The following is a 12,981-nucleotide window of genomic DNA, read 5'->3' on the forward strand; positions in this document are numbered from 1 at the left end:
CTTTGTCTATAACTACTCAAAGCAACTACAAATGACACAAAAAGAATCTATCCGCTTATTCGAAGAAAGAAAAGTTCGCGCCATATGGGATGACGAACAAGAGGAATGGTATTTCTCGATCGTTGATGTTATATCTATTTTAACAGATAGCCCCAACCCTCGAAAATACTGGAGTGTATTAAAAACCAGATTGAAAAAAGAAGGTAGCGAGTTGACTACAAATTGTAGTCAACTGAAAATGCAGGCCGCTGATGGCAAGAAATATTTAACCGACGTAGCCAATACCGAGCAACTCTTCCGCCTTATCCAATCAGTACCATCTCCAAAGGCAGAACCTTTTAAGTTATGGATCGCCCAAATAGCGAAGGAACGTTTGGATCAAATGCAAGACCCGGAATTGTCTATCGAGCAAGCCATGGCCGATTATAAACGATTGGGCTATTCGGATAATTGGATCAACCAACGATTGAAATCCATCGAGATACGGAAAGATCTAACAGACGAATGGAAGAAAAGAGGACTGGAAGCCAAAACCGGGAAAAGCGTTATCTCACCGCTCAACGCCCAAAAGATAATTAGCCTAAAAAAGGGAGAGAACGAGCGGGATGTATGACATCCAATGATAAGATAAACAATATTTTTCGTACCTTTGCATCCTCAATCGCAATTTAATAGGTATACGAAATATGATAACAGTTAACAATCTGGACGTACAGTTTGGAAAACGCATCCTTTTTCAGGATGTGAACATGAAGTTTACACCGGGCAATTGCTACGGTATTATCGGTGCTAACGGGGCCGGAAAATCTACGTTTCTCCGTGTAATCAGCAAGCAATTAGACCCTACCAGAGGTAGCGTTAACCTAGGACCGGGCGAACGCCTTTCCGTATTGAGCCAAGATCACTTCGCATTCGATGAATATACGGTTATGGATACCGTATTGATGGGACATACGACCTTATGGGAGGTGATGAGCGAGAAAAACGCCCTTTACGAGAAGCCTGATTTCAGTGACGCCGACGGTATCCGCGTATCGGAACTGGAAGAGAAATTCGCCGAGATGGAAGGCTGGAATGCGGAGAGCGACGCCGCCAACCTATTGAGCGGACTAGGCATCAAGGAGGATTTGCATTATATGTATATGAAGGACTTGAGCGGTAAGCAGAAAGTACGTGTCTTATTGGCCCGTGCCTTGTTCGGACAGCCCGATAACCTATTATTGGATGAGCCGACGAACGACTTGGACCTTGAGACGGTTTCTTGGTTGGAGAATTATCTCTCTAATTTCGAGCATACCGTATTGGTTGTTAGCCACGACCGTCACTTCCTCGACTCCGTTTGTACGCATACCGTGGATATCGACTTCGGTAAATTACAATTATTCGCCGGAAACTATAGCTTCTGGTACGAGTCTAGCCAGTTAGCGCTTCGTCAACAGCAGAACCAGAATAAGAAAGCCGAGGAAAAGAAGAAAGAGTTGGAAGAATTTATCCGCCGTTTCAGCGCCAACGTAGCGAAGTCCAAGCAGACCACCAGTCGCAAGAAGATGTTGGAGAAGCTGAATATCGAGGAGATCAAACCGTCCTCACGCCGCTATCCGGGAATCTTGTTCACGCCTAACCGCGAACCGGGCAACCAGATCCTTGAAGTGAAAGGATTGTCGAAGAGTATCGACGGACAGGTATTGTTCAAGGACTTGAACTTCTTCGTGGAGAAGGATGACAAGATCGTATTTATCAGTCACGACCCTCGTGCCATGACCGCCTTGTTCCAGATCATCAACGGTGAGGAGAAAGCGGATGCCGGTACGTATCAATGGGGACAGACGATCACGACCTCTTATCTTCCTCTCGATAACTCCAAATATTTCAATACAGATATCAACCTGCTCGATTGGTTATGCCAGTTCTCGCCGGATACTAACGAGGTATTCTTGAAAGGCTTCCTCGGACGTATGTTGTTCTCGGGCGAGGAGCTCATGAAAAAGGTAAGCGTACTTTCCGGAGGTGAGAAGATGCGTTGTATGATCTCACGTATGATGCTCACCGACGCCAACTGCTTGATCTTGGATACTCCGACCAACCACTTGGACTTGGAATCCATCCAAGCCTTCAATAATACATTGAAGACATTCAAGGGAAATATCCTGTTCTCCAGCCATGACCACGAGTTCATACAAACCGTGGCGAACCGTATCATCGAGCTGACTCCTAACGGTATCATCGATAAGATGATGGATTACGATGATTACATCACAGATCCAGCTATCGCTGAGTTACGGGAAAAGCTATATTCGAAATGAAAAAAAGATTATTATTCATACTAATCGTTTTTATCGCATGGCTACCGGTTTTTGTTATTCAAAAACCGGTATTTATGTTTTATCAGCATGCGTTGTCCGAGGCTTGTACCTTCACGGACTTCCTACAGGTTATGCTTCATGGGCTGAAGCTGGATTGTACGATAGCGGGATACCTTACGGCCATCCCTCTCCTATTGACTTTAGTATCAGTTTGGATTCCGGGCGTTTGGCTAAAGAAGGTATTGAAAGGGTACTTCTTGATCATGGGAATTCTGGTATCCGCGATCTTTTCCGTAGATGTGGCTTTATATAGCTTTTGGGGATTCAGGTTGGACGCTACCTTATTCTTCTACCTACAATCGCCCGCCGATGCGATGGCGAGCGTTCCGCTGGGAATGTTCTTTATCCAATTATTGGTATTCGTGGCATATGCGCTAGGTATCTATGCTTGGTTCACCTTCATCCTCCGGTTCGCGCCAGTAAAGCCTAGCTTTCCACCTACGGGATTGGAACAATTGGGAAGTACTTTCGCCATCCTCTTAGCAGGGGGAATATTGTTTATTCCGATCCGGGGAGGCGTAACTACGTCTACGGCAAATGTCGGCATGGTTTATTTCAGCCAGAACCAGTTCTTGAATCATTCGGCGATCAACCCGTGTTTCAGTCTGATAGCCTCATTGAGTAAGCAACAGGATTTTGCCTCGCAATTCGATTTCTATCCGGAGGAAAAGCGGAAAGCCTTATTCGATACGCTCATTCAAGCCCAAGACTCCTTATGCCCGGGAGATTCCATACCTACAGAGCCTGTCAAGCTATTGACAACGACTCGTCCCAATATTCTCATTATCATCATGGAGAGTTTCACGGCAAATGCTATCGAGGCTGTTGGTGGTGAGCCGGGAATTACGCCGAACTTGAATCGGCTGAGCAAAGAAGGTGTATTATTCACGAACCTATATGCCAACTCGTTCCGTACCGACCGAGGCTTAGTCTCCGTATTGAACGGCTATTTAGCCCAACCCACCACCTCCATCATGAAGTATCCGGTGAAAAGCCAGACCCTTCCATCTATCGCAAAGAGTCTTAACAAAGAAGGATATACGGCGGATATGCTCTATGGAGGTGATATCAATTTCACGAATATGCAAAGTTATTTCTATAGTTCCGGCTACAGCAAGATAACGGCAGACCGTGATTTTCCCTTGAGCAGCCGTCTGAGTAAATGGGGAGCAAACGACGATATCACGTTCTCGCATCTTTACGAGGATATCAAGCAAAGACCAGTCGACGGCAAACCTTGGTTAAGTACATTCCTGACATTAAGTAGCCATGAGCCATTCGAGGTCCCGTTTCACCATTTGGAGCATCCTTATCTAAACTCCGTCGCGTTTACGGACAGCTGTATCGGTAATTTCATTGATACGTTCAAGGAACTGCCGGCATGGAAAAATACGGTAGTCATCTTTGTCTCCGACCACGGATACCGTTACCCTGAAAACATGCAGGAGTACGGACCTTTACGTTTCCACATACCTATGCTATGGCTAGGCGGAGCGATCGCCGAACCTAAAGTGATCGATACGTATGCGAACCAAACCGATTTGGCAGCCACCTTATTAAATCAGATGGGTCTCCCCACGGATGAGTTCTCATTCAGCAAAGATATATTGAATCCTTGCGTCCCGCATTACGCCTTTTATACATTCAATAATGGATTTGGCTTTATAGACGAATCCGGTGTTTCCGTATACGACAATGAAGGGAACAAGATTTTAGTAGAAGAACCTGAAAGCGGAAACGAGACCCGCTTGGAGAAAGGAAAAGTCCTATTACAAACTTTATACGACGATCTGGGAAATCGATAGCGACAGATATAAAAAAGGCCGACTTACACAAGCCGGCCTTTTTTATTTATATTAAATATATTCTTACTTAGCGTAGCTTACCGCACGAGTCTCACGGATCACCGTGATCTTAACCTGTCCCGGATAAGTCATCTCATCCTGAATCTTCTTAGCGATCTCAGCGGACAAGTTCTCGGTGTCCTTATCGTCAATCTTATCAGCGCCAACGATTACGCGCAACTCTCTACCCGCTTGGATAGCGTAAGTCTTGACAACACCCGGATACGATAAAGCCAATTGTTCCAAATCATTCAAACGCTTGATATAAGCCTCTACGATCTCACGACGTGCGCCCGGACGAGCACCTGAAATAGCGTCGCAAACCTGTACGATCGGAGCCAACAGCGTCTGCATCTCCACCTCATCGTGGTGAGCGCCTACGGCGTTGCAAATATCCGGTTTCTCCTTATATTTCTCGCAAAGCTTCATACCCAAGATAGCGTGCGGCAATTCCGGCTCATCATCGGGCACTTTACCAATATCATGTAACAATCCGGCACGTTTCGCTTTCTTCGGGTTCAATCCCAACTCGGAAGCCATCACGGCACAAAGGTTGGCCGTCTCACGAGCATGTTGCAACAAGTTTTGTCCATAAGAAGAACGATACTTCATCTTACCGATCATACGAATCAATTCCGGATGCAAACCGTGCACTCCCAAATCGATCACGGTACGCTTACCGGTCTCTACGACCTCGTCTTCCACTTGCTTCTTCACCTTCGTTACCACCTCCTCGATACGAGCCGGATGGATACGTCCGTCCTGTACCAATTGATGCAAGGCCAAACGAGCGATCTCACGGCGAACCGGATCGAATCCGGAAAGAACGATAGCCTCAGGCGTATCATCCACCACGATCTCAATACCGGTAGCGGCCTCCAAAGCACGGATATTACGTCCCTCACGACCAATGATACGTCCTTTGATCTCGTCCGATTCAATATGGAACACGGTAATAGAGTTCTCGATAGCCGTCTCCGTCGCTACCCGTTGGATAGACTGGATCACGATCTTCTTCGCCTCCTTATTAGCGGTCATCTTCGCCTCCTCGACGATCTCGTTGATGTAAGAAGCGGCTTGCGTCTTTGCCTCATCCTTTAAGGACTCGATCAAACGCTCTTTGGCTTCCTCGGCGGACAACCCGGAGATAGCCTCCAAATGCTCCACTTCCTTCTGATGAAGTTTATCCAAATCTTGCTTCTTCTTCTCCACCAACTCCAACTGAGAAGATAAATTCTCCTTTACAGCCTCTACCTCGTTATTCCTACGCTGTAACTCTTCCTGACGTTGATTCATCGTCAGTTCTCTTTGTTTCAATTTAGTCTCGACAGACTGGATCTTAGCGTTACGCTGTGATACCTGTTTTTCCAAGTCCGCTTTCAAATGAAGAAACTTCTCCTTTACTTCCAGCATCTTGTTCTTCTTTATCACCTCGGCCTCCTTCTCCGCCTCTTGAAGCACGGAGTCGTACTTCGACTTCAGAAGGAAACGCATGCCCAGCCACGCAAGCAACCCACCAATGATGAAGGTTACTATCGGTATGATTATATACATTCCAACCATTTAACTAATAATTTAAGATTCATTTATTTATATACAAAAAAAGCACTACCATCACACGGTCTTACCGTGCAAAGCAGTGCGGAAACTCTCTTCTTACAATATGTATGTTATTTCTTCAGATATCCTTCCAACTCGGTTGTAAGCTCCTGTATCTTATCCGTAAAAGGATTTGTATCATTCCGTTTTTCCAACTCCAGATTATGCATCGAGAGTTGAAAAGCCACCATGGCTAACAAATCTTTCGTATCCACCTCGACCGCAAAATGCTGCCTGTATTGAAGAATCTTGCTGTTGATCTGATCAGCGGCGGCACGCGCCAACTCTTCCTCATGACGTTTGATCGTAAGCGGATATTTCTTTCCGGCTATCACTATATTTATAAGAAATTCTTCGTCCATCGCTTCTATTCATTTAAAAGTGCGATGCACTTGTCTACTTCCCGCACTAATTTTGATAACCGCATCCGGGCGTTCTTCATCTCTTCCTCATTCGTAGAAACAATTCGCGCCGTCAGCATGTTATCACATTTGGCATTCAATCCTTCAATCATATCCTTCGCCTGCCGCAACTCCTCGTCTTTAAGGCTCAAAGCAGCTGTAAGTTCGTCAATTCTACGTTTCTGCTGATCGCATAACGCCATCAAATCACGAACTCTAACCTCAAATACAGCTAACAATCTCTTATGATCTTCGGTCATTTCACACCAAATTCTACACAAAAGTAAGTTTTTGAATTGAATTAACCAACTGTAGACTTAATTATTTTGACAGAAAACGTATGGACAAATAAAAAGGCCGTCCAAAAAAATCGAACAGCCCTCCCTAATTCTTGTAAACGTTCCTCTTGTTTACACTAAAGAAACATACATTTCACCTTCAATCTCCTCGAAAGCTAATTTACCTTCTTTCGCCAACCAACCAAAAGCGGCGTACATATCTTTTTCCGCTTTAATCTTCGTGGCTTTCTTCACTGCCTTAAAACTCATTTTACCGCCTTCATTTAAAACGTTCCATACAAGGCCGGCGTTTGTACCAATTAATTCAATCATTTTATGATAACATTTGATTACTGGGGACAAATTTATAGATTAAATGATTAAAACAAAAGATTATAGATGTTTTTTAGCATAAAAGATGGACATTTTTCGCTTTGTAAACAATATTAACACGGTTATAACGTTATTTTTCCTCTGTTTTCTCGGCATATCAGTTCCGCTTCCACGTTTACCGCTGAGACATATCTTTTTAATAAGTCAACCGAGTAACCACCCGCTTCCAATAAGCCCTCCTTACCGGAATAACCATTCAGAATCATTAACAATGAAGTGGTCGACATTTCAATCTTGGTACGTTCCTCATCGCTGGTAGGCGTTCCGACACCCGCTACTCCATCCCTGTAGACTGGAAGACCGGCGATATTCAATTCACCACGTCCGATACCGTGATAAATTTCCCCCTCTTTTCCGACACCTAGTTCCAATCCGCCTACAATCTTATCCGCGTCAAATCCTCCGATAGAATAACCGCTACGGATAGAAACCAGATTGACGATATCCACCAAGGTATCTATCTTATATAAAGGAAGCCCGCGAAGTATCCGCCGTCTTAACGCCTCGGCGGAAGGGCGATACCGATTCGGGTCTTTCCCCAGACATTTATAAGCCTGACGGGTAGCGAAAATAGGAGTCCACTTATTAATATCCTCTATCTTACAGGTAGAACGGATGTCCTCCTCAACACGGGTTATTTCTTCCCAAAGTCGTTCATCGGGCTCCGTGTTCTTTACTTGGCAGGCGATAGCCAACACGTGAAGATCGGGGCAAGCCTCCGATATCTCAGATGAAAGAGTGATTGAAATCATGTCTATTATAAGTTTGAGCCAATATAACTAAGATTTTTTCAAGCATATCCCGGTAAGGATCCGGCCGCTTTTGACACTGAGGCGACGAGCGGAGAAATAATCCTCATACCGAATATAAGTACAGATGCCAGCGATCTCTATATGCCCGGAGAGCAATCCTGCCTCTAACAATTGTAAACGGTTGGTTTCCCATAGATCGATATGCGCTTTTTGAGTCTCCGCATTACGTCGAAGAATCCGCTCCATTGGGAAGCCCGCCATTTGAAAAGCTTTTACGACTTCCTCTCCCACCTCAAATGCCGCTTGACTGATAGAGGGACCTATTCCGGCAACCAATTGAGTAGGATCGCAATCGTATGCCTCGATCATCAAGCTTGCCGCCTTACGAGCTATGTGTAAAACCGTACCCCGCCAACCCGCATGGACGGCAGCTACCACTTTACGATCCGGCGCATATAACAAGACAGGGACACAATCCGCCGTAGATACGGCTACACATACATCCGGAACATTCGTCACCAAAGCGTCCACGCCTTCCAAACGTAGCTTTCGCTCTTTATCATTCAGCGAAAGGAAAGACGCGTCGATCGCCAATACTCGATCCTCATGGGTCTGATGAGGTATAACCATATTCTCTAGGGAAATCCCGACCGCATCCGAAAGAAGTTCCAAGTTCTTCCGGATGAAGCCCGGATCATCCTCGGTATAAACGCCCGGATTCATCGAAGCGTACGTTCCCGTACTCACGCCGCCATGACGTGTTGTCGTAAAATGAGAAATGTCGCGGTATCCGCTTAACCCGGAGAACCGCGACACCTCTATTTGCTTATTTTCTTGTATCTTCATCTTCATCATCGTCCCAGTATTCCTCGTATACCTCATCCGGGTCATCCTCGTCCTCATCCACGGGGAAGATGTATTCGTTGTCGTCCTCAAATTCCAACGTGCTTACATCTATATTCTTATGGACAATTCGCTCAGCCTCATGGAAATTCTCCTTATTCAGCTCTTTCCATAAAAGGTCTTTCAACTCGACAATACCCAGTCCCGTGATAGAAGATATAAAGACATACGGAATTCCCTCCGGCAAGTCTTGCGACAAAGCCTCGATCAATTCCTCATCCAGCATATCGCTCTTGGTGATCGCCAGTACACGACGTTTATCCAGCAATTCCGGATTATACTTCACTAACTCATTATGCAAGATCTCATATTCTTTCTTGATATCGTCTGCCTCAGCGGGAACCATGAACAATAACAATGAATTACGTTCGATATGACGTAAGAAACGAAGTCCCAAACCTTTTCCCTCGCTTGCTCCTTCGATAATACCCGGTATATCGGCCATTACGAACGAACGGTTATCGCGATAACTCACGATGCCTAAATTAGGCTCCAACGTAGTAAAAGGATAATTAGCGATCTTCGGTTTAGCGGCGGATACGACAGAAAGCAAGGTAGATTTACCCGCATTCGGGAAGCCTACCAAACCGACATCGGCCAGCAATTTCAACTGAAGAATCACCGTACGTTCCAATGCCGGCTCACCCGGTTGCGAATAACGGGGCGCTTGATTGGTAGCCGTCTTGAAGTTAAAATTCCCCAGACCGCCACGACCGCCTTTCAGCAACATCACTTGCTGACCGTCTTCCGTAACGTCGCAAATAAACTCTCCGGTCTCAGCATCGTAAACAACCGTACCGCAAGGAACCTCGATTACTCGATCCTCCCCGTCTTTACCCGAGCTACGCTTCGCACTACCACTCTCACCATTGGTGGCCATGATATGACGCTCATATTTCAAGTGAAGGAGCGTCCAGTAATTCCGGTTACCACGGAGATACACATGACCTCCTCTCCCTCCATCGCCCCCGTCGGGACCTCCTTTCGGAATGTATTTCTCACGACGGAAGTGAGAAGACCCTCTTCCACCCTTTCCTGAGCGGCAATAGATCTTGACATAATCTACAAAGTTCGATTCAGCCATATTGGTTTATTTCAATTATTTTACGTTATTAACCGCCTCTTTGATACGACCGAAGATTTCCTCGATTGTTCCCATCCCTTTGATGGCTACGTGCTTGCCTTCACCTACATAGTAGTCTGCCAAAGGAGCTGTTTGAGTATGGTAAACATCCAGTCTGGATTTGATCGTCTCCAAGTTATCGTCAGAACGTCCGGATACTTTACCGCGCTCCAATAAACGCTTGATCAACTCCTCTTCCTCTACTTGAAGGTTCAACATAACGGAAACGTCTGTTCCACGCTCGTTCAACATCTTCTTCAAGGCTTTCGCTTGAGGGATCGTACGAGGGAAACCATCGAAGATTACGCCCTTAGCCGGCTTCTTGCTATCCAATACATTCGCCAACATATCAACGATCAACTCGTCCGGAACCAATTGTCCCTTCTCGATATAATCCTTAGCGATCTTGCCCAGTTCAGTCTCAGCCTTCATCTCGCCACGCAATACATCGCCAGTAGAGATATGATCCAAACCGTATTCTTTAATAATCAACTCACTTTGTGTTCCCTTACCTGAACCGGGAGCACCAAAAATAACCACGTTCAACATACTATTGTTCCTTTATTATATATAATGTATACTATTTTATTCCACAACCTTGTAGATATCCTTATATGAGCGGCCCAACTCATCATAATCCAAACCATGTCCCACGATAAAATCAGCGGGTATCTGTAAGCCTACATAATCCGGAGTCAACTCGCATTTCAAGGATTCCGGCTTGAAAAGCATCGTTGCCAATCTTACATCGGCGGCACCCTCGCTCCGAAGCTTCTCCATCACGTAGTTCATCGTAAAGCCCGTATCGATAATATCCTCCAATAAGATCACCATACGTCCGCGAATATCAGCCTGCACCGGCATGATCTCATTCAATATGCCCGTACTGGAAGTTCCTTGATACGAGGAATAACGAGCGAATGTCAGCTCATACGGAACATCCAGCTCACGCATCAGCTCGGCGACAAACATAAAAGCCCCGTTTAGCACACCCACGAATAGAGGATTTTTCCCTTCCACATCCGCTTTAATCTGAACGGCCATTTTAGCGATAGCCGCCTGAATATCCGACTCCGGAATAAACAGTTCAAATTCTTTGTCTTTTAGACGAATTCTGTCCATAAATCTTTCGGTTTTCGAGGGGACAAATGTACAACTTTTTCGGCGATGCACAAAAAAGTGTAGCAACATACCAAAGTTTGTTATACATTTGTAAGCAGAATAAAACCCCAGACATCTAGAATTATGATTAAGATATTCGCTACAGACAAGGTAAAGGAGCTCGACCAATATACGATTCAACACGAGCCAATTAGTTCGATCGACTTAGTGGAGCGTGCCGCTACGACGTTCGTCCATGAGTTTTGCCGGCGCTACTCCAAGCAGGTCCGCATCGTGATTTTCGCCGGTCAAGGCAATAACGGAGCCGACGCTTTGGCCATCGCCCGCCTTTTGAACGAGGAATCATACCGGGTAGAGACGTATTTATTCAACCCGACGGAGCATCTGTCCGTAGAGTGTGAGCAAAACAAGCAGCGTCTGCTCGACATGGAACGGATCGAATTTACGGAAGTGGTCCGTGACTTTGAGCCGCCGACGCTAACCGACCGAGACGTGGTGATCGATGGCTTGTTCGGTTCGGGATTAAACCGTCCTCTCACCGGAGGTTTCGCCGCTATGGTCAATTATATCAACCAATCCGAGGCGGAAGTCGTAGCGATCGATATTCCTTCCGGCTTATTCGGGGAAGATAATCGTAAGAATGACTCGGAGGCGATCATCAAGGCCAGCTTAACCTTGACATTCGGCTTCCCGAAACTGGCGTTTCTTTTTCCGGAGAATGAGCAATACGTAGGCGAGTGGAAAATACTGGATATCGGAATCCATCCGGACGCAATTTATGAGACGGCTTCCCCTTACTCATTGGTTACGGAAGAAGATATATCCTATTCGTTAAAGTCTCGCAAACGTTTCGCCCATAAGGGAACGTTCGGACATGCTTTATTGATCGCCGGAAGTAAAGGAAAAATGGGAGCCGCCCTATTATCCGCGAAGGCATGCTTACGGAGTGGAGCCGGACTATTGACCGTGCATATCCCGACCCGAGGCGAATCAATCTTCCAGACCGCTTTCCCGGAAGCGATGTTAAGTCTAGACGCAAATCCTGATTATTTCTCTACGGTTCCCGAGATAGGTAGTTACTCCGCTGTTGGTATGGGACCGGGACTCGGACAGCATTTAGAATCCGCAGCAGCGATCGAACGTATCCTGCAATCTAGCACAAAACCAGTCGTTATCGATGCGGACGCTATTAATATAATGGCATCCAACAAGGACTTATTCAATAAGATCCCGCCACGGAGCATCCTCACTCCCCATCCGAAGGAGTTCGACCGGATAGCGGGTGAAAGCACGAACTCATACGACCGTTTGATGAAAGCGCAATCTTTCGCCGCCGAACATAAGATTTGTATCGTATTGAAAGGAGCTTATACCGCTATTTGTTCTCCGGCAGGAAACATTTATTTCAATAGTTGCGGAAATCCGGGCATGGCAACCGCCGGTAGCGGAGACGTGCTGACGGGTATCATCCTCGGCTTATTGGCGCAAGACTATTCTCCGGAAACTGCCGCTGTAGTCGGAGTATTCTTGCACGGCACAGCCGGTGATCTCGCCGCCGCTTTCCGCTCGGAAGAGAGCATGATCGCCAGCGACATCACGGATATGCTCGGAAAAGCGTTTAAGCAAATCAAATAAATCCAGCAAAAACAACGGACGTTTTTACTCTCGTTTGTTACAATTACTACCGCTATTCCATATATTATACGGACTTACAGTGTACATATAGAATGGTGGTAGTAAATTTTCATGGTACCCCAACGCCTTTTGCTATCACATTTCAACCTTTTCTTACTCACTCGATAAATGTCGGCGATATCTTTTATGACAAAGCTCTGTAAAGTAGAGTTATTGTAACTTTTAAACATGTATAGTTGTATCCCTATCATTTTATAGAAAAACACGTACATGAATTTTTTTAAACATGTACGACTTTTTTCGAAAACACGTACGTGTTTCAGCATAAACATCATGATATTTTCACAATATTGATTATCAACACTTTAAATAAAGCATTCGATTACTGGCTTATTGTAGTATTTTCTGTAAAGAAAAGCTTCAGTCGTTGATACCATAACTATTACAGTGACATGATACAGATTTACTTCACACGTAATTAACAATTAAAAGAACGTGTGTAACATGTCAAACAAGTTAAGAGAACGTAAAAATTACAGCATGGAGTTCAAGCTCCGTATGCTGAAGG

At 45.4% G+C, this 12,981-nt stretch carries 12 protein-coding genes and 1 pseudogene; 4 read left to right on the top strand and 9 right to left on the bottom strand.

The genetic code is table 11. From position 1 onward, the window contains the following. Positions 1 to 31 precede the first annotated feature (31 nt). The 3 genes and pseudogenes from NBH16_RS20900 to NBH16_RS20910 form a co-directional block, all read left to right on the top strand. Positions 32 to 526, top strand: a pseudogene (locus NBH16_RS20900) (BRO-N domain-containing protein); the annotation flags it as partial. Positions 527 to 686: 160 nt separating this feature from the next. Then, positions 687 to 2,303 (top strand): ABC-F family ATP-binding cassette domain-containing protein, encoded by a 1,617-nt coding sequence (locus NBH16_RS20905; RefSeq protein ID WP_005864892.1) that lies wholly within the window; start codon positions 687 to 689, stop codon positions 2,301 to 2,303. Then, positions 2,300 to 4,168 carry an LTA synthase family protein gene (locus NBH16_RS20910; RefSeq protein WP_008773382.1) on the top strand — a complete coding sequence of 623 codons (1,869 nt, stop codon included), beginning with the start codon at positions 2,300 to 2,302 and terminating at the stop codon, positions 4,166 to 4,168. The genes NBH16_RS20905 and NBH16_RS20910 overlap by 4 nt, the downstream gene beginning before the upstream one ends. A 63-nt stretch (positions 4,169 to 4,231) precedes the next feature. Here NBH16_RS20910 and rny read toward each other — a convergent pair whose 3' ends face one another. From rny to hpt, 9 genes are all read right to left on the bottom strand, one after another. Next, positions 4,232 to 5,770 (bottom strand): ribonuclease Y, encoded by a 1,539-nt coding sequence (rny, locus tag NBH16_RS20915; RefSeq protein ID WP_005854819.1) that lies wholly within the window; start codon positions 5,768 to 5,770, stop codon positions 4,232 to 4,234. Positions 5,771 to 5,877: 107 nt separating this feature from the next. Further along, entirely contained in the window at positions 5,878 to 6,168 is a 291-nt protein-coding gene (locus NBH16_RS20920; protein WP_005864888.1) for a cell division protein ZapA, read from the bottom strand. Positions 6,169 to 6,173: 5 nt separating this feature from the next. After that, on the bottom strand, positions 6,174 to 6,467 hold the full coding sequence (locus NBH16_RS20925; RefSeq protein WP_005864886.1) for a coiled-coil domain-containing protein: 294 nt from the start codon (positions 6,465 to 6,467) through the stop codon (positions 6,174 to 6,176). Positions 6,468 to 6,617: 150 nt separating this feature from the next. Continuing rightward, complete coding sequence (locus tag NBH16_RS20930) at positions 6,618 to 6,818, bottom strand: winged helix-turn-helix domain-containing protein (RefSeq protein ID WP_005854813.1); 201 nt, start codon at positions 6,816 to 6,818, stop codon at positions 6,618 to 6,620. Between the two features lie 122 nt (positions 6,819 to 6,940). Then, a complete protein-coding gene (locus NBH16_RS20935; RefSeq protein ID WP_005864885.1) occupies positions 6,941 to 7,630 on the bottom strand; it encodes a B3/B4 domain-containing protein in 690 nt (229 codons plus the stop codon). A 27-nt stretch (positions 7,631 to 7,657) separates the two neighbouring features. Next, positions 7,658 to 8,485 carry a peptidoglycan editing factor PgeF gene (pgeF, locus tag NBH16_RS20940; RefSeq protein ID WP_005864883.1) on the bottom strand — a complete coding sequence of 276 codons (828 nt, stop codon included), beginning with the start codon at positions 8,483 to 8,485 and terminating at the stop codon, positions 7,658 to 7,660. After that, complete coding sequence (obgE, locus tag NBH16_RS20945) at positions 8,457 to 9,617, bottom strand: GTPase ObgE (RefSeq protein ID WP_005864880.1); 1,161 nt, start codon at positions 9,615 to 9,617, stop codon at positions 8,457 to 8,459. Before obgE ends, pgeF begins: the two co-directional genes overlap by 29 nt. Positions 9,618 to 9,632: 15 nt before the next feature. Next, complete coding sequence (locus NBH16_RS20950; RefSeq protein ID WP_005854805.1) at positions 9,633 to 10,205, bottom strand: adenylate kinase; 573 nt, start codon at positions 10,203 to 10,205, stop codon at positions 9,633 to 9,635. 36 nt (positions 10,206 to 10,241) lie between these two features. Beyond that, the gene (hpt, locus tag NBH16_RS20955; RefSeq protein ID WP_008778162.1) at positions 10,242 to 10,778 is read right to left on the bottom strand and encodes a hypoxanthine phosphoribosyltransferase; all 537 of its coding nucleotides are present in this window, start codon (positions 10,776 to 10,778) and stop codon (positions 10,242 to 10,244) included. A 123-nt stretch (positions 10,779 to 10,901) separates the two neighbouring features. Here hpt and NBH16_RS20960 point away from each other — a divergent pair, with 123 nt between their 5' ends. Continuing rightward, a complete protein-coding gene (locus NBH16_RS20960) occupies positions 10,902 to 12,413 on the top strand; it encodes a bifunctional ADP-dependent NAD(P)H-hydrate dehydratase/NAD(P)H-hydrate epimerase (RefSeq protein ID WP_005864877.1) in 1,512 nt (503 codons plus the stop codon). Positions 12,414 to 12,981: the final 568 nt, after the last annotated feature.

The sequence above is a fragment of the Parabacteroides sp. Y3-G-102 genome (assembly GCF_023656845.1).
Taxonomy (GTDB): domain Bacteria; phylum Bacteroidota; class Bacteroidia; order Bacteroidales; family Tannerellaceae; genus Parabacteroides; species Parabacteroides distasonis.

Coding starts and splice junctions, on each gene's coding strand:
- NBH16_RS20910 (WP_008773382.1), top strand. CDS start 2,300: ATGAAAAAAAGATTATTATTCATACTAATCGTTTTTATCGCATGGCTA.
- NBH16_RS20935 (WP_005864885.1), bottom strand. CDS start 7,630: ATGATTTCAATCACTCTTTCATCTGAGATATCGGAGGCTTGCCCCGAT.
- hpt (WP_008778162.1), bottom strand. CDS start 10,778: ATGGACAGAATTCGTCTAAAAGACAAAGAATTTGAACTGTTTATTCCG.
- rny (WP_005854819.1), bottom strand. CDS start 5,770: ATGGTTGGAATGTATATAATCATACCGATAGTAACCTTCATCATTGGT.
- NBH16_RS20920 (WP_005864888.1), bottom strand. CDS start 6,168: ATGGACGAAGAATTTCTTATAAATATAGTGATAGCCGGAAAGAAATAT.
- NBH16_RS20905 (WP_005864892.1), top strand. CDS start 687: ATGATAACAGTTAACAATCTGGACGTACAGTTTGGAAAACGCATCCTT.
- NBH16_RS20950 (WP_005854805.1), bottom strand. CDS start 10,205: ATGTTGAACGTGGTTATTTTTGGTGCTCCCGGTTCAGGTAAGGGAACA.
- NBH16_RS20930 (WP_005854813.1), bottom strand. CDS start 6,818: ATGATTGAATTAATTGGTACAAACGCCGGCCTTGTATGGAACGTTTTA.
- obgE (WP_005864880.1), bottom strand. CDS start 9,617: ATGGCTGAATCGAACTTTGTAGATTATGTCAAGATCTATTGCCGCTCA.
- pgeF (WP_005864883.1), bottom strand. CDS start 8,485: ATGATGAAGATGAAGATACAAGAAAATAAGCAAATAGAGGTGTCGCGG.
- NBH16_RS20925 (WP_005864886.1), bottom strand. CDS start 6,467: ATGACCGAAGATCATAAGAGATTGTTAGCTGTATTTGAGGTTAGAGTT.
- NBH16_RS20960 (WP_005864877.1), top strand. CDS start 10,902: ATGATTAAGATATTCGCTACAGACAAGGTAAAGGAGCTCGACCAATAT.